Below are 14,914 nucleotides of genomic sequence, written 5' to 3' on the forward strand. Positions count from 1 at the left end.
TGGTGAAGATGGTCGGCTACCCACCGTTCACGAGAGTCTCGGCATCGTGCGACCCACCCACGACGTCGACATCGTGCTGCACAGTCAGCGGAGGCGCCGCGCGACCACACTGCCCAGCGCCTGAGCGGCGGTGCGCACGGCGCTCGTGTGCGCCTCCGGACGGAACCTCCCGACCGGGCCAGTCACGCTGATCGCGGCCACGGCGGTCTGGCCGTCGACCCCGAGCGCCGGCGACGAGACGCAGAGCAGCCCGAGCGTCGACTCCTCCCGCTCGAACGCGACGCCGTTCTCGAGCACGCCGTCGAGCTGGCTGCGCAGCAGGCCCGGCGCCACGACGGTGTAGGGCGTCCGACGCTCCAGCGGCCCTGCCAGCACCCGTCGCTGCAGGTCCGGGTCGGCGTAGGCGAGGAGTGCCTTGCCGATGGCGGTGCAGTGCAGCGGCATCCGGCCCCCCGGTCGCGACGGGGCGCGCGCCTGTCGGTGGCCGCCGATCTTGGCGATGTAGACGACGGCGCCGTCGTCGAGCACCCCGAGGTGGACGGTCTCGTGGGTGCGCTCGTAGAGGTCCTGCAGGAACGGCATCGCCAGCTCGAGCAGCGTGCGCTCGGCGGCGGCCAGCATGCCGAGCTCGAAGAGCCCGCCCGAGAGCCGGTAGCCGCCGGTACTCCTGTCGAGCAGGCGATGCGCGACCAGATCGCCGGCCACCCGGTGCAAGGTGCCTTTCGGCAGTCCGGTGCGGCGCACCAGCTCGGCGAGCGAGAGGACGGTGTCGTCGGCCGTGAAGGAGCGCAGGATCGCGACGGCCTTGCCGAGCACAGTGTCGAGGTCGCCGGTCACGGCGCGACGGTACCTCGACACGTTCCATTGAATGGAACGCGGCGGTGGTCCGGTGCCGACGGGCCGGTGAGGCTGGCCCCATGACAGAGACTCCCACGCAGGTGGACGAGGCCGCGGTCACCGAAGCCGCGGCCCGGTTGCGCGAGGCGGCCGCCGGGCGTAGGCCGGTCCCGCCCGTGCGCGAGCTGATCGGCCGTGACGACGTCGCGGCGGCGTATGCCGTACAGCAGCTCAACGTCCGGGCACGGCTCGACGCGGGCGCCACGGTCGTCGGCCGCAAGATCGGGCTCACCTCGCCGGCCGTTCAGGCCCAGATCGGCGTGGACCAGCCCGACTTCGGCGTGCTGTTCGATGACATGGCCTACGCCGACGGCGACACGATCCCCGTCGACGCGGTGCTCCAGCCCAAGGTCGAGGCCGAGGTCGCCTTCGTCCTGAAAGAGGACCTGGCCGTGGGCGAGCTCGACCACGAGCAGGTCCGTGGCGCGATCGACCATGCCGTCGCCGCCATCGAGGTGTGCGGGAGCCGCGTGGCCGACTGGGACATCAGCTTCGGTGACACCGTCGCCGACAACGCCTCCGCAGGTGTCTACGTCCTGGGCGCCGAGCGTCGCACACTCGACGAGGTCGAGCCCGCCGAGGTGACCATGTCGATGACGGTCGACGGCGAGGTGGTCTCGACCGGCAACGGTGCCGCCTGCCTCGGCGACCCGCTCAACGCCGTCGTCTGGCTGGCGCGCACAGCACGCGAGCTGGGCGAGCCGCTTCGCGCTGGGCAGGTCGTGCTCTCGGGCGCGCTCGGCCCGATGCGGGTCGTCCACCCGGGCGCCGACGTCACCGTGACGATCTCCGGGCTGGGCAGCGTCTCGGCCTCGTTCTCCGCGTGACCAACCCGGCTGACCGCGGATCCGGTTCCCGGATCCCACCCCGACGAAGGGCTCCACAGATGACAAGGACCAAGGTCGCGATCATCGGCTCGGGCAACATCGGCACCGACCTGATGATCAAGATCATGCGCACCGCGCAGCACCTCGAGATGGGCGTCATGGTCGGCATCGACCCCGCCTCCGACGGCCTGGCCAGGGCGGCCACGTTCGGCTTCGAGACGACCGCCGAGGGCGTCGACGGCCTGCTGGAGTCGCCGCAGATCGACGAGATCGGCATCGTCTTCGACGCCACCTCCGCCGGCGCGCACAAGTACAACGACGAGAAGCTGCGCCCGCTCGGCATCCGGATGGTCGACCTGACCCCCGCCGCGATCGGCCCCTACGTCATCCCCGCGGTGAACCTCGAGGAGCACATCGACGCTCCCAACGTGAACATGGTGACCTGCGGCGGGCAGGCGACCATCCCGGTCGTCGCTGCGATCAGCCGGGTCGTCCCGATGGCGTACGGCGAGATCGTCGCCTCCATCGCCTCCAGGTCCGCGGGCCCGGGCACCCGGGCGAACATCGACGAGTTCACCGAGACCACCTCGGCCGCGATCGTCCAGGTCGGCCGGGCACAGCGCGGCAAGGCGATCATCATCCTCAACCCGGCCGAGCCGCCGCTGATGATGCGCGACACCGTCTTCGCGCTCGTCTCGCTGCCGGACGGCCCCGACGCCGATACGGTCAAGGCCCAGATCACCGACTCGATCCAGAAGATGGTCGCCGAGGTGTCTGCCTACGTCCCCGGCTACCAGATGGTCCAGGACGTCCAGATCGCCGAGATCCCCGCCGACCAGCCGGTCGAGACGCTGCTCGCCGCCGGCGAGACAGTCCGCCCCACCCACCAGGTGTCGGTCTTCCTCGAGGTGGAGGGGGCGGGCATGTACCTCCCGGCCTACGCCGGCAACCTCGACATCATGACGTCGGCCGCTGTCCAGATGGCCGAACAGATGGCCGCGAACGGCAACCCGCGTCTGGCCGAGGAGGCCGTCAAGTGAGCACTCCGATCTTCGTCCAGGACGTCACCCTGCGCGACGGCATGCACGCCGTTCGACACCGGATCAGGCCCGACGACGTCAGGCGCATCGTCACGGCGCTCGACGAGGCCGGCGTCGACGCCATCGAGGTCGCCCACGGCGACGGGCTCGCCGGCGGATCGCTCAACTACGGCCCCGGCTCGAACACCGACTGGGAGTGGATCGAGGCGGCCGCGTCGGTCCTCCGCCATGCCCGCCTCGCCACGCTGCTGCTTCCCGGGGTCGGCACCATCCATGAGCTGAAGCGCGCCTGGGACCTGGGCGTGCGCTCGGTCCGGGTCGCCACGCACTGCACCGAGGCCGACGTCTCCGCCCAGCACATCCAGACCGCCCGTGAGATCGGGATGGACGTGTCCGGCTTCCTCATGCTGTCGCACATGGCCCCGCCGGAGGAGCTCGCCAAGCAGGCGAAGCTGATGGAGTCCTACGGTGCCCACTGCGTGTACGTCACCGACAGCGGCGGCCGGCTGACCATGAACGGCGTGCGCGACCGGGTGCGTGCCTACCGCGACGTGCTCGACCCACGGACCGAGATCGGCATCCACGCGCACGAGAACCTGTCCCTGTCGGTCGCGAACTCAGTGGTTGCGGTCGAGAACGGCGTGTTCCGGGTCGACGCCTCGCTGGCCGGTCACGGCGCCGGTGCCGGGAACTGCCCGATCGAGGCGTTCATCGCCGTCGCGGACCTGTCCGACTTCAAGCACGGTTGCGACCTCTTCAGGCTGCAGGACGCCGCCGACGACATCGTCCGCCCCCTGCAGGACCGGCCCGTTCGTGTCGACCGCGAGACCCTCACGCTCGGCTACGCCGGCGTCTACTCGTCCTTTCTCCGCCACGCGGAGACCGCGGCCGACCGCTACCACGTCGACGTCCGCGACATCCTCATGGAGTGCGGCCGCCGCCGGCTCGTGGGCGGCCAGGAGGACATGATCATCGACATCGCGCTCAACCTGGTCGGCGAGCGGGAGTCCCGGCCCGTCTGAGCAGCTCGAGCCGAGCGTCGCCGTCATCTCCCCGGGAGGGGCCGCGGGTCACGACACCGTGGGCCGTGTCGCCGGGGAGCACCAGCACGACGGCGGCAACCAAAGATAGTGTTCGATCGTGATCGAGCTTTGCGAATCTCTTGCCGCCGGGGACAGGAATCGCTGTAGCGGACTGGGGCGGCGGTGAGAGATCCGAAGGTCGCGTCCGAGCCGAAGCATCCGATCGGGTCGGTGGACAACGCCCTGAGACTGCTGCTGCTCCTGCGCGATCGGCCGTCGATCCGGGTCTCGGAGGCGAGCGAGGAGCTGGGCATCGGCCCGTCGACGGCCCACCGACTGCTGGCGATGTTCGAGCACTACGGCCTGGTGCAGAAGAACCCCCAGGCGAAGACGTACTCGCCCGGACCGACCCTCGTGACGCTCGGTCTCTCGGTGGTGCGGCACGACCTACGCGCCCAGCTCAGCCCCATCCTCCGTTCCCTCGTGGAGCAGGCCGACGAGACCTGCAGCCTCCTGGCGCTGGAGGGGAGCGACTCGATCTTCCTGGACGCGGTCGAGTGCGATCGGCCCGTCCGTACCACGTCCCGCGTGGGCCTCGTGCGACCGGCGCACTGCACCTCGGGCGGAAAGGCGCTCCTCGCCGAGCTATCGACCGAGGAGATCATGCGCCGCTATCCCCGCGAGGAGCTCTCGGGCGTCACGGAGCTGTCGATCGGCTCGCGCACCCAGCTCCTGGCGGAGCTGGCCAAGATCAGGGAACAGGGATATGCGGTCGCCGACCGTGAGAACGAGCCGGACATCTGGGCCATCGCCCGGGTGGTCCGAGGACCGGACGGCTCCAGTCTGTGCGCCCTGTCGCTCTCGTGTCCCGTGCAGCGATACACGCCCGAGAAGGAGGCGGAGCTCGCTCGGCTGCTCTCCGCCGCCGTGGCGGACGCTCAGCAGCTCGGGCGCTAGAAATTTCCGCTATGGAGAATGTTGATTCTTGACACTGGTGACGTGACGCCCGTTACTCTCTGTCCAGAATCGACGTTCTGCAGGGTGGAAGATAGGCGAAACCTCGGTGACAGTTCAGGCGGATCCCCGCAGCGAGGCGCGGGCGTTCACGGGTCAGTCGCTGCGGCGGCACGACGGCGATGACTACGTCGCCGGACGCATCGCGTACACCGACGACCTGACGCTGCCGGGAACCACGCACGTGGTCCTCGTGCGCAGCGAGGTACCGCACGCCCGGATCAGCGTCGACACCGACGTGGCTCTCGCCCGCCCCGGGGTGCTCATGGTCGCGACCGGCCGCGATCTCGCCGAGCACGTGGGGCCCATTCCCAACGCCATGGATCCCGCGCCCACGGGCGGGCAGGCGCTCGAGCTCCGGGTCCTGCCGAACGACAAGGTCGTCTACGTCGGGCAGCCGCTGGCCGCGGTCGTCGCCGAGACCATGCAGGACGCGCTGGAAGCGGCCGCCCTGGTGAAGGTCTCGTACGAACCACTGCCGCACGTGCTCGAGGCCGAGGACGCGCTGGCCGACGACGCGCCGCTGCTGTACGAGAGCTGGGGATCGAACGTCATGCTGGCCGGCACCGCCGGCCACGGGGACGTCGAGGACCTGGACACGCGGTCCGCAGGTGTCGTCCGCGGCACGCTGCGGACCGGGCGCGGAGCGCCCGCACCCATGGAGCCTCGGGTCTACGTGGCCGACTGGAGCACGCGGTCGCGGCGGCTGACGTGGTACGGCACCACGCAGGCTCCCCACCCGCTGCGGCACTCGATCGCGCAGTTCCTCGGGCTCCGCGAGCGTGACGTGCATGTCGTCGCGCCGCCGGTCGGCGGATCCTTCGGGTTCAAGAACTTCGGGCACCCCGAGGAGTACCTCGTGTGTGTCCTCAGCCGCCTCCTCGGGCGCCCGGTGAAGTGGGTCGAGGACCGCGCCAGCACCCTGCGCTACGGCGCCCGGGACAGCCGGATCCACTACACCGCGTCGTTCGACGCCGACGGGCGCGTCACCGCGGTGAGCTGCGACCTGCTCGCGAACCACGGCGCGGCCTCCGCCACCGGCGCGTTCGGCATGGCGTTCGCCGGCTCGCTGGCCATGCCGAGCGGATACGACGTCGCCCACTTCCGCTGTGACTGGCGCGTCGTCGTGACGAACAAGGGGCCGTGGAGCCCCTTGCGGCCGTTCGGCAAGGAGGCCGGCGCCCTGCTCATGGAGACCGTCATGGACGCCGTTGCTCGAGAGACCGGCCTGGACCCGCTCGAGGTACGCCGGCGCAACTGGGTCAAGGCCGACCAGTTCCCCTTCGTCACCGCGACCGGCCTCGAGCTGGACAGCGGCGACTACGAGGGCCTCCTGGACAAGGCGCTCACCGTTCTCGACTACGAGAACGTGCGGCGCGAGCAGGAGCTCGCCCGCCAGGAGGGCAGGTACATCGGCATCGGCATCGGGTTCGAGGTCCTGCCCGAGGGTGCCGACATCCCCGGCGCGCTGATCGGCGCCTCGGACATCTCGACCGTGCGGATGGACCCGTCCGGCGACGTCACCGTCCTCACCGGCGTGACGAGCCCGGGCAACGGCAACGACACCGCCATCATCCAGATCGTCGCGGACCGGCTGGGCGTCCCGATGGACGCGGTCTCGATCGTCCAGGGTGACACCGACCTCTGCCCGTTCGGCTTCGGCAACGTGAGCAGCCGCGGCATCCTCACCGGGGGCGGCTCGGCGGCGCTGGCGGCCGAGGACGTCGCCGCCAAGCTGCGGGGTGTCGCCGCGGGGATGCTGGGCTGCGAGAGCCCCGACCGGATCGTCCTCCACGACGGCCTCGCGTCAGTCGTAGGGGAGCCCGAGCGGGCGCTGCCCGTTGCCGCCGTGGCCCATGCTCTCTACACCGTGGGCTACATCGTCGCGCCGGACGTGGAGCCCACGCTCGAGGCGACCCGTACGTTCAAGATGGGCAACATCCGGCACCACGCGGACGAGGAGGGCCGGATCATGCCCTTCTCGACCTTCTCCAACGGCATCTACCTGTCCGTCGTCGAGGTGGACATCGAGACCGGGATCGTCGACCTCAAGCGCCACGTCATGGTTCACGACTGCGGGGTGATGATCAACCCGCGATTCGTGACCGGCCAGTTCACCGGCGGGGTGGTGCAAGGGATCGGCGCCGCGCTCACCGAGGAGGTGCTGCATGCCGGGGACGGGTCCCAGGCCAGCTCCGGCTTCAAGACCTACCTCCTGCCGCGGGCCAACGACGTCCCGGCCTTCGAGATCCAGCACCAAGTGACCCCGAGCCCCTTCACCCCCCTCGGGACCAAGGGCGCCGGGGAGGGCGGAGTTGCCTGCACCATGGCGTCCCTGTTGAACGCGGTCAACGACGCCCTCAGTCCGTTGGGGGCGAAGGTCGAGGAGCTCCCGGCCGTTCCGCACCGCGTCCTGGAAGCGATCCGAGGTGTCGGCCGATGATCGGGCATCCGTTCACGTACCGGTCGCCGGAGTCCGCGGCGGAGGCTGTCGAGCTCGTCTCGGCCGCGCCCGCCCGGACCCGCGTGCTCGGTGGAGGCACCTGGGTCGTGCCCGAGTGCAACCGCGGTGAGTCCGCTCCCGACCTGCTCGTCGACCTGCGGCGCGCCGGCCTGGACCGGATCGAGCTGGTGGACGACGTCGTACACGTCGGTGCGACCACCACCTACACCGCGCTCATGTCCTCCGCGATCGTGCTCGGCCACCTACCGATGCTCGCCGCCATGGCGCGGGGCATCACCGGCGGAGCGCAGGTCCAGTCGCAGGGCACCATCGGCGGGTCGGTGGTGGCCGCGCGGCCGCAGTCGGATGCCCCTGCTGTCGTCGCCGCCCTGGGCGCGACGCTCGTGATGGCCGGCTCGCAGGGCGAGCGCCGCGTGTCGGGGGAGGCGATGTTCGAGGCCGCCTCACGCTCGTGCGTGCGCCCGGACGAGATCCTGACTCGGCTGGAGATCCCGGTCCAAGGTGCCGCGCGCTGGGGCTACTACAAGCTGAAGCGTTCGGCCAGCAGCTGGCCCATCGCCACGGCCGCCTTCGTCGTCGACCAGCACGGCTCGGGGTCGGTGACCGATGCCCGGCTCGTGCTCGGCGGCGTCAGCGGCACGCCGGTGCACGTCGACGTCCGCTCCGTGCTCGTCGGAGGCCCGCTCGAGCCCGGCCGGGTCGATGAGGCGGCTCGCCTGGTCGCTGCGTCGGTCCACTCGCCGTGGGAGGACGAGCTGGCGCCCGGCTCCTACCGGCTCGCTGTCACGCACCCCGTCGCCCGCCGCGCGATGGAGATGGCCATGCAACAGGAGGACTCATGACCGGCACGGAACCCGTCGAGGGAACCACGATCCGACTGAACCTGACCGTGGACGGGCAGGACCGCTCGGCCGCCGTCGACTCCCGTTCGCTGCTGGTGGAGGCCCTCCGCGACGGGTTCGGAGTCACCGCCCCGAAGGTGGGCTGTGCCACCGGCGACTGCGGAGCCTGCACGAGCCGGGTCGACGGCCTCATCACCAAGACCTGCATGAGGCTGGCGGTCTCCGCCGAGGGCAGTCAGGTCGTCACCACCCAGGGACTGGCCGAGGACGGCGAGCTGAGCTTCGTCCAGGAGGCCTTCTGGAGCGAGCAGGCCTTCCAGTGCGGCTACTGCCTCCCGGGGATGATCTTCGCCGCCACCGAGCTCCTGGCCAGGGATCCGGATCCCACCGACGATGACATCCGCTGGGCGCTCAGCGGCAACCTCTGCCGCTGCACCGGCTACGAGGCCATCGTCGCCGCAGTGCGCACGGCCGCGGCGCGACAGCGAGAACACCTGCAGCGCGACTGAACCGACGCCCCGCTGCGGCACACCTGGCGCGTGCGCCCCGCGGGCGTACTCACCTCACCGAATCAACCGACTCGCCGGTTCCGTCCCGGCGCGGTTGCGCACGCCCAAATCCTCGGGGTCACCACCACACATCCGCTCCACCGACAACCAAGGACGACCATGGACACGAGACTTCTCCTCACCGGCCTGACCCTGACCAGCGTGCTGGCACTCGCCGGGTGCGGCGGGGACACGAGCGCCGACGCCAAGCCCGCCGCCGCGGCGGACCGGCCCACGGCGTACGACGGTCCCGCCAAGGACCTTCCCGAGAACTTCCCGGTTCCGAAGGACACGGGCGAGGACATGACCATCGGGTACCTCCAGATCTACGGCGCGCTGCCCACGCTCGCCGTCCAGCAACGCGGTGCCGAGGCCAGGGCCGAGGAGCTCGGGGTCGAACTGATCGTGAAGGACGCCGAGCTGAACCCGCAGAAGCAGGTCTCCCAGTTCGACGAGCTGCTCGCCGAGGGTGTCGACGCCATCGTGGTGTATCCGGTCGTGCCGGAGTCGCTGGGCCCCGCGCTCGCCAAGGCGGAGGAGGCCGGCATCCCGGTCATCGCCACCAACGCGAACCCGGACGTGAGTCAGCCGCTCGGCGAGGGGTACGACGCCGACCTCGAGGCCCCCATCGACCGCGAGGCCTACGCCATGGCGGAGTTCGGAGCGGATGCCCAGCCGGGCGGCAAGTTCGGCATCATCGGCAACGCCGCGCCCATCGCCGCGCTCAAGTACATGGCCGAGCGGGAGCAGTACTGGGGCGAGCGGTTCGGGCTCGAGTTCGTCGGTCAGGTCGACGCCAAGGAGGACACCGCCGCCGGCTACGGCCCGGCAGTGAGCGAGCTGATCGCCAAGAACCCCGACATCGACCAGATCTGGGTCTACAACGACCTCGTGGCGCTGACCGCGTCCACCGTCGTCAAGTCCTCGGGCATGGACGACGTCAAGATCATCTCCAACTCGGGCGCCGGCGAAGCGGTCCTCGCTGCCATCAAGTCCGGAGACATCGCGATGTCGTACCAGCTGCCGTGGGCGGACCAGGGCGAAGCCCTGATCAACGCCGCCTACGGCTCGGTGACCGGCCAGCACCTGCCGCTGCCGGAGATGGTCTCCCTGCAGGGAATCGCCATCACCGCCGACAACGTCGACGACGCGACACCCACCGAGTGAGCGTCGTGGTCGACGGTCATCCTGCGCCGCTCCTGCGTCTCGAAGGCGTCCAGAAGACCTTCGGCCCGACGCGAGCCCTGAAGGACGCGAACCTCACCATCCCCACCGGCGGAGTAGTGCACGTCCTGATCGGCGAGAACGGCAGCGGGAAGTCCACCCTGCTCGGTGTCCTCTCGGGACAGATTCGGCACGACGCGGGGACGGTCTCGCTCGAGGGCAGACCCGTACGCTTCGGCAGCCCCGTGGCGGCCCTCCGCCACGGGGTGGCCATGGTCTCCCAGGAGATCGCCGTGGCGCCGGACCTCAGCGTGGCGGAGAACGTCCTGCTCGGCCGCGGGCAGGTCCGGCGCTGGGCCGGGATCAGCCGCTCAGCCAGTCGCTCCAAGGCGCAGGGTGTGCTCGAGCGCCTCGACTTCGACGTGGACCCGGACTGTCCGGTGCGGCGGCTTCGGCCGGACCAGCGGCAGATGGTGGAGATCGCCCGGGCGCTCACCGCGGAGGCGAGGATCCTCATCCTCGACGAGCCGACCAGCTCGCTCACCGACGACGAGGTCGGAAGCCTGTTCGCGACCGTACGCAGGCTGAAGGCTCAGGGCGTCGCCATCATCTTCGTCTCGCACCGGATGCAGGAGCTCTTCGAGATCGCCGACGACATCACGGTCCTGCGCGACGGCGTGACGGTTGCCGAGGGCTCGGCCGCCTCCTTCACTCCCGAGTCCCTGGTGTCGGCGATGCTGGGAGAGGATCCGCCCGCCGGTCGCGAGGGAGGCTCCGCCGCCTCGGCGGGCGTGGGATCGGACGACCCTGTGGCGCTGCGCGTCTCCGGGCTGGTCGTCCCCGGCTCGGTCGAGGACTTCCGTCTCGACCTTCGCCGGGGCGAGATCGTGGGGCTCGCCGGCCTCGTCGGTGCCGGCCGTAGCGAGGTGCTCGAGTCGATCTTCGGAGCGCGTGGCCACGCGGCCGGGACGTTCGAGATCCACGGGAAGCCGTACGTGCCGCACGGCCCCCGCCGGGCCATCGCCCATGGCATCGGCTTCGTCCCGGCGGACCGCAAGGCCGACGGCCTGGTCCTCGGGATGAGCGTGGGCGCCAACATGACGATGGTCGACACGCACGACGCCCCGCGGCTGGCGCCTCCCGCCCGCGGGCGCGGGGCGGCGACGGTGGCGCGTGTGGCCGCGTCCCTGCGGCTCAACCCGCAGCTCGCCGAGACCGGCACCGCGCGGTTGAGCGGAGGGAATCAGCAGAAGGTCGCCGTGGCGAAGTGGCTCGTGCGCCGGCCCGGCGTCCTGCTCCTGGACGAGCCGACCCGGGGCGTCGACGTGATGGCCAAGGCGGACATCCACCAGGAGCTGCGCGCCATCGCCGCGGCCGGTAGCGCCCTGCTCGTCAACTCCTCGGAGATCGACGAGCTGCTGACGCTCTGCCACCGCGTCCTGGTGATGTTCCGCGGCCGCGTGGTCGCCGATCTCGCCGTACCCGACACCGATGATTCCGAGATCCTGAAGTTGGCCGGAGGTCAGCCATGTTGAACCCCTTGATCCGTCGCGCCTGGGCGTCGACCTCGCAGTTCCGGTTGGTGCTCCTGCTCGTCGTCGCCATGTTCGCCTTCTTTGCGCTCACGCAACCGGCCTTCTCGACAAGCACGAACGTGCAGAACCTCGTGGCCAACTCCTCGCTCCTGTGGGTCGTGGCGATGGGCATGACGTTCGTGCTGCTCTCCGGAGGGTTCGACCTCTCCGTAGGCGCCACCGCGGCGCTGACCGGGATCCTGATGGCCAAGTCCCTCGAGCTGGGCATCCCTGGACCACTCGTCGTGGTCCTCTGCGTGGCCGCGGGTGCCCTGGTCGGCGGCCTCCTCAACGGTGTCGCCGTCGGGAAGGTGGGCCTGTCGGTCTTCGTGGTCACCCTGGCGACGATGACCAGCTTGACCGGCGTGGTCAGCCTTTGGTCGGGCAGCAACTCCTTCCTGGTCACCGCACCCGCCGCGAAGTGGCTCGCCACGGAGCGGTTCCTCGGCCTGCCGATGCCGATCTGGATCATGGCCGCGGTCTTCCTCGTGGCGCTCTACGTCCAGAACCGCACCTACTTCGGGCGCGATGTCTACGCGATCGGCGGGAGCGCCACCGCGGCGCGGCTGTCCGGCATCCACGTCCCCCGGACCCTGATCATCGTGTACGCCGTCGCCGGCGCCTGTGCCGCCCTTGCCGGGACGATCGGCGTGGGACGTGTCGGTGCTGCCGTGCCCACGGTCGACTCCACACTCGCCCTGCAGGCGATCGCGGCCGTGCTGCTCGGCGGTACCGCGCTGACCGGCGGGTCGGGCGGCGTCGGCGGCACCGCTCTCGGCGTGCTGTTCATCGCGATCCTGCAGAACGGGCTCAGTCTCGCGGGTGTCGCCAGCGACTGGCAGAACGTCGTCACCGGGGTGATCCTCATCGTCGCCGTCGCCGGCGACCGGATCGACCCCCGGCTCATCACCCGGCGCCGCAGCCCATCCAGCACGGCCGTCGACCGGGCCACCCTCTCGGCCTCATCGCGAGGGGCCTGAAGGTGACCGTCATCCGTGTCGGCAGCTCGTCCCAGATCGTCGGGCCGACCGGCCCGCAACCCGTAAGGAGTTCCATGTGACAACGATGAGAGCGGCCCGGCTACACGAGGTCGGCGGTGCCTTCCAGATCGACGAGGTCCCCATGCCCGTCCCCGGGGAGCTGGACGTCGTCGTCCGCGTCGAAGCGGCGCACATCGTGCCGAACCTCCGCAACGTCATCAACACCTACCCGAGCCAGAAGCCGTTCCTGCCGCTTCCTGAGCTGCCGGCGATCTTCGGGATGGACAGTGCAGGCGTCATCACCGAGGTCGGCGCCCGGGTGCGCAACCTGAAGCCGGGAGATCGCGTCTACATCAACCCCGGCCTCGACACGGGCGACTCCTGGGCCGCTCGCAACGGCGAACCGATGAACGACCCCGCCTACACCTTCGAGGGTTACTTCGGCTTCGGTCCGGACTCGGCGGTCATCCACAAGGACTATCCGTACGGCGGCCTCGGTCAGTACGTGAAGGCTCCGGTCAAGAACATCGTCTGCATCCCGGACAACGTCTCCTTCGACCACGCCGCTCGCTTCGGCTACCTGGGCACGTCCTACAGCGGCCTCCGCAAGGGTGACGTCCGGGCCGGCAGCAGCGTGCTCATCCACGGCGCCACCGGCACGCTCGGCGTCAACGCTGTCCTTCTCGCCCTGGCGATGGGCGCGACCCAGATCTTCGGTGTCGCCCGCGACGAGGGCCGCCTCGAGCGGCTGCGGCAGATCGACCCCAGCCGGATCCAGGTGCTCTCCTACGGCGATCGCGATGTCTCCGAGTGGGTCCGAGAGCACACCGACGGGCGCGGCGTGGACGTCTTCCTCGACGCGACCAGCTCCAGCGCCACCGCCGACGTCACGATGGCCGGCATCTGGGCGCTGCGCCGGGGCGGCCGCATGGTGAGCATCGGTGCGATGCCGGAGGACCTGCCGGTCCCGATGTACCGGCTGATGACGCTGCACATCAGCCTTCTGGGGTCGCTGTGGTTCACCACGGCGGAGGGCGAGGACATGGCGCGCATGGCGGGCGCCGGGACGCTCGACCTCAGCCATCTCACCGCCCGGCACTTCACGCTGGACGAGGCCAATGCTGCCGTCGAGGCGGCTGCCACCGACAGCGGCGGCGGCTTCACCAGTGTCGTCGTCCGTCCCCACGAATAGCCACCGACAGCCACGAAGAGCAGGGAGAACACTCGTGTCAGATCTACTCGGTCAGTCGACCGCGTTGCTGGTCGTCCATCTGCAGGAGGACATCGTCGCCGAAGGCACCGCCTTCGGGTCGATCTTCGCTGCGGAGGCGGCAGCCAGGGACGTCGTCGAGCACACCAACGTCGCGATGCGGGCGATCCGGGACCACGGCGGCCTCGTGGTCCCGCTGCGCATCGCGTTCGCGTCCGACCACTCCGACCTGCGACCGACGCTTCCGCTCCTGCAGATGGTGGAGCAGGCTGGATGCCTGAAGGACGGGACCACCGGAGCCGAACTCGTTGCGGACCTCGCCGTCGAGGATGACGACGTCGTTCTCACGCACAAGCGGCCCGGCCCCTTCACCGACTCCGACCTCGAGGAGGTGCTCCGCAACCGCGGGATCGAGAACGTCGTCGTCTGCGGAGTGGCGACGAACGCCTCGGTCGAGGGTGCGGTACGGCAGGCAGCCGACCTGGGCTTCCACGTGGCCGTCCTGACGGACGCGACCTCGGCCGCGGATGGCGGGAGCCACGAGGCCTCACTCGCCTCCATGGGTCTGTTCGCCACCTTGGTGACGGTCGAGGAGCTCGCCGCCGGCATCTCCCGATGAGTGCGGGATGCCCGAGCCGGGCCGGCCAGCCTGACGTCCACCGGCTGGTTCAGCCGGCGCGTGACTCCTCGGGGTGTCGCCGTTCGAAGTCGTCGAGCCAGGCGAGGCACTCGCGGGCCCAGTCGATCTCGAGCTCGGCTCGTCGGAGATCTCCCGCGTACGCCATCGTGCGCACCGCCAGCGGGATCTCCTTGAGCGCCTCCGTCGGTGCGTCGGCGATGCGTTGCTCGATCCGCTGGTGCTTCCTGCTCGTGACGCTGTCCAGGAACTCCTGGAGGTTCGCCTTCCGCTTCTCGAAGCGGTCCAGGTGTGTCTCGAAGTGTCGCCGCATCGCCTTCGTGTCGCCGTGATCTCCGAAGATGAGGCGGAGGCGCTCACTGTCACGGTTCGGCGGGTACGTCGGCGGCTCGCTCGCCCAGGCGCTCACCGCGGCACGCCCCGCCTCGGTGATCGAGTAGACGCGCTTCTCCAGCTTGGTGCCGACCGTGACCGGCTCCGAGGTGATCAGGCCGCGCTCCTCCAGCACCTTCAGGCGCGGGTAGATCTGGGCATGCGAGGCGCCCCAGAACCAGCTCAGGCCGACATCCATCTGCCGGACCAGGTCGTAGCCCGAACCGGGACCAGTGCTCAGCCAGCCCAGGATCGCGTAGTCGAGAGACATGGCCGGATCCTAGGCGGCGCGCGTCTGCACATGTATAAACTGTCATGTAAAA

The 14,914-nt window shown here is 70.1% G+C and carries 14 protein-coding genes; 12 read left to right on the forward strand and 2 right to left on the reverse strand.

All coding sequences use genetic code 11. The annotated features are described in order from the left end of the window. Nucleotides 1-84: 84 nt before the first annotated feature. Nucleotides 85-837, reverse strand: coding sequence for an IclR family transcriptional regulator (locus ABD086_RS07545; protein ID WP_343906870.1), 753 nt, complete (start codon nucleotides 835-837; stop codon nucleotides 85-87). An 80-nt stretch (nucleotides 838-917) separates the two neighbouring features. Here ABD086_RS07545 and ABD086_RS07550 point away from each other — a divergent pair, with 80 nt between their 5' ends. The 12 genes from ABD086_RS07550 to ABD086_RS07605 all read left to right on the forward strand — a co-directional run bounded on the left by ABD086_RS07550 (nucleotide 918) and on the right by ABD086_RS07605 (nucleotide 14,201). After that, on the forward strand, nucleotides 918-1,724 hold the full coding sequence (locus ABD086_RS07550; RefSeq protein ID WP_343906871.1) for a 2-keto-4-pentenoate hydratase: 807 nt from the start codon (nucleotides 918-920) through the stop codon (nucleotides 1,722-1,724). Between the two features lie 59 nt (nucleotides 1,725-1,783). Then, complete coding sequence (locus ABD086_RS07555; RefSeq protein ID WP_343906872.1) at nucleotides 1,784-2,764, forward strand: acetaldehyde dehydrogenase (acetylating); 981 nt, start codon at nucleotides 1,784-1,786, stop codon at nucleotides 2,762-2,764. After that, a complete protein-coding gene (gene dmpG, locus ABD086_RS07560) occupies nucleotides 2,761-3,786 on the forward strand; it encodes a 4-hydroxy-2-oxovalerate aldolase (protein ID WP_343906873.1) in 1,026 nt (341 codons plus the stop codon). Before ABD086_RS07555 ends, dmpG begins: the two co-directional genes overlap by 4 nt. 231 nt (nucleotides 3,787-4,017) lie before the next feature. Continuing rightward, nucleotides 4,018-4,743 carry an IclR family transcriptional regulator gene (locus tag ABD086_RS07565; RefSeq protein ID WP_343906874.1) on the forward strand — a complete coding sequence of 242 codons (726 nt, stop codon included), beginning with the start codon at nucleotides 4,018-4,020 and terminating at the stop codon, nucleotides 4,741-4,743. 106 nt (nucleotides 4,744-4,849) lie between these two features. Then, nucleotides 4,850-7,243, forward strand: coding sequence for a xanthine dehydrogenase family protein molybdopterin-binding subunit (locus ABD086_RS07570; protein ID WP_343906875.1), 2,394 nt, complete (start codon nucleotides 4,850-4,852; stop codon nucleotides 7,241-7,243). Further along, nucleotides 7,240-8,106: an FAD binding domain-containing protein gene (locus ABD086_RS07575; protein WP_343906876.1), complete on the forward strand. Its 867-nt coding sequence runs from the start codon at nucleotides 7,240-7,242 to the stop codon at nucleotides 8,104-8,106. The genes ABD086_RS07570 and ABD086_RS07575 overlap by 4 nt, the downstream gene beginning before the upstream one ends. Continuing rightward, nucleotides 8,103-8,615 carry a (2Fe-2S)-binding protein gene (locus ABD086_RS07580; protein WP_343906877.1) on the forward strand — a complete coding sequence of 171 codons (513 nt, stop codon included), beginning with the start codon at nucleotides 8,103-8,105 and terminating at the stop codon, nucleotides 8,613-8,615. The genes ABD086_RS07575 and ABD086_RS07580 overlap by 4 nt, the downstream gene beginning before the upstream one ends. Nucleotides 8,616-8,774: 159 nt before the next feature. Then, on the forward strand, nucleotides 8,775-9,821 hold the full coding sequence (locus ABD086_RS07585; RefSeq protein ID WP_343906878.1) for a sugar ABC transporter substrate-binding protein: 1,047 nt from the start codon (nucleotides 8,775-8,777) through the stop codon (nucleotides 9,819-9,821). Beyond that, a complete protein-coding gene (locus tag ABD086_RS07590) occupies nucleotides 9,818-11,353 on the forward strand; it encodes a sugar ABC transporter ATP-binding protein (protein ID WP_343906879.1) in 1,536 nt (511 codons plus the stop codon). The genes ABD086_RS07585 and ABD086_RS07590 overlap by 4 nt, the downstream gene beginning before the upstream one ends. Continuing rightward, nucleotides 11,347-12,372: an ABC transporter permease gene (locus ABD086_RS07595; protein ID WP_343906880.1), complete on the forward strand. Its 1,026-nt coding sequence runs from the start codon at nucleotides 11,347-11,349 to the stop codon at nucleotides 12,370-12,372. The genes ABD086_RS07590 and ABD086_RS07595 overlap by 7 nt, the downstream gene beginning before the upstream one ends. Nucleotides 12,373-12,457: 85 nt before the next feature. Next, nucleotides 12,458-13,564 carry an alcohol dehydrogenase catalytic domain-containing protein gene (locus tag ABD086_RS07600; protein WP_343907380.1) on the forward strand — a complete coding sequence of 369 codons (1,107 nt, stop codon included), beginning with the start codon at nucleotides 12,458-12,460 and terminating at the stop codon, nucleotides 13,562-13,564. A gap of 34 nt (nucleotides 13,565-13,598) precedes the next feature. Then, the gene (locus ABD086_RS07605; protein ID WP_343906881.1) at nucleotides 13,599-14,201 is read left to right on the forward strand and encodes a cysteine hydrolase family protein; all 603 of its coding nucleotides are present in this window, start codon (nucleotides 13,599-13,601) and stop codon (nucleotides 14,199-14,201) included. A gap of 49 nt (nucleotides 14,202-14,250) precedes the next feature. Here ABD086_RS07605 and ABD086_RS07610 read toward each other — a convergent pair whose 3' ends face one another. Beyond that, nucleotides 14,251-14,862 carry a PadR family transcriptional regulator gene (locus ABD086_RS07610; protein ID WP_343906882.1) on the reverse strand — a complete coding sequence of 204 codons (612 nt, stop codon included), beginning with the start codon at nucleotides 14,860-14,862 and terminating at the stop codon, nucleotides 14,251-14,253. Between the last annotated feature and the right edge of the window lie 52 nt (nucleotides 14,863-14,914).

This window comes from Nocardioides aquiterrae (genome assembly GCF_039526625.1).
In the GTDB taxonomy this organism is placed as follows: domain Bacteria; phylum Actinomycetota; class Actinomycetes; order Propionibacteriales; family Nocardioidaceae; genus Nocardioides; species Nocardioides aquiterrae.

Bases quoted from the DNA above. Each gene is read 5' to 3' on its own strand.
- ABD086_RS07550 (WP_343906871.1), top strand. From the start codon at position 918: ATGACAGAGACTCCCACGCAGGTGGACGAGGCCGCGGTCACCGAAGCC.
- ABD086_RS07555 (WP_343906872.1), top strand. From the start codon at position 1,784: ATGACAAGGACCAAGGTCGCGATCATCGGCTCGGGCAACATCGGCACC.
- ABD086_RS07575 (WP_343906876.1), top strand. From the start codon at position 7,240: ATGATCGGGCATCCGTTCACGTACCGGTCGCCGGAGTCCGCGGCGGAG.
- ABD086_RS07580 (WP_343906877.1), top strand. From the start codon at position 8,103: ATGACCGGCACGGAACCCGTCGAGGGAACCACGATCCGACTGAACCTG.
- ABD086_RS07585 (WP_343906878.1), top strand. From the start codon at position 8,775: ATGGACACGAGACTTCTCCTCACCGGCCTGACCCTGACCAGCGTGCTG.
- ABD086_RS07595 (WP_343906880.1), top strand. From the start codon at position 11,347: ATGTTGAACCCCTTGATCCGTCGCGCCTGGGCGTCGACCTCGCAGTTC.
- ABD086_RS07600 (WP_343907380.1), top strand. From the start codon at position 12,458: ATGAGAGCGGCCCGGCTACACGAGGTCGGCGGTGCCTTCCAGATCGAC.
- ABD086_RS07610 (WP_343906882.1), bottom strand. From the start codon at position 14,862: ATGTCTCTCGACTACGCGATCCTGGGCTGGCTGAGCACTGGTCCCGGT.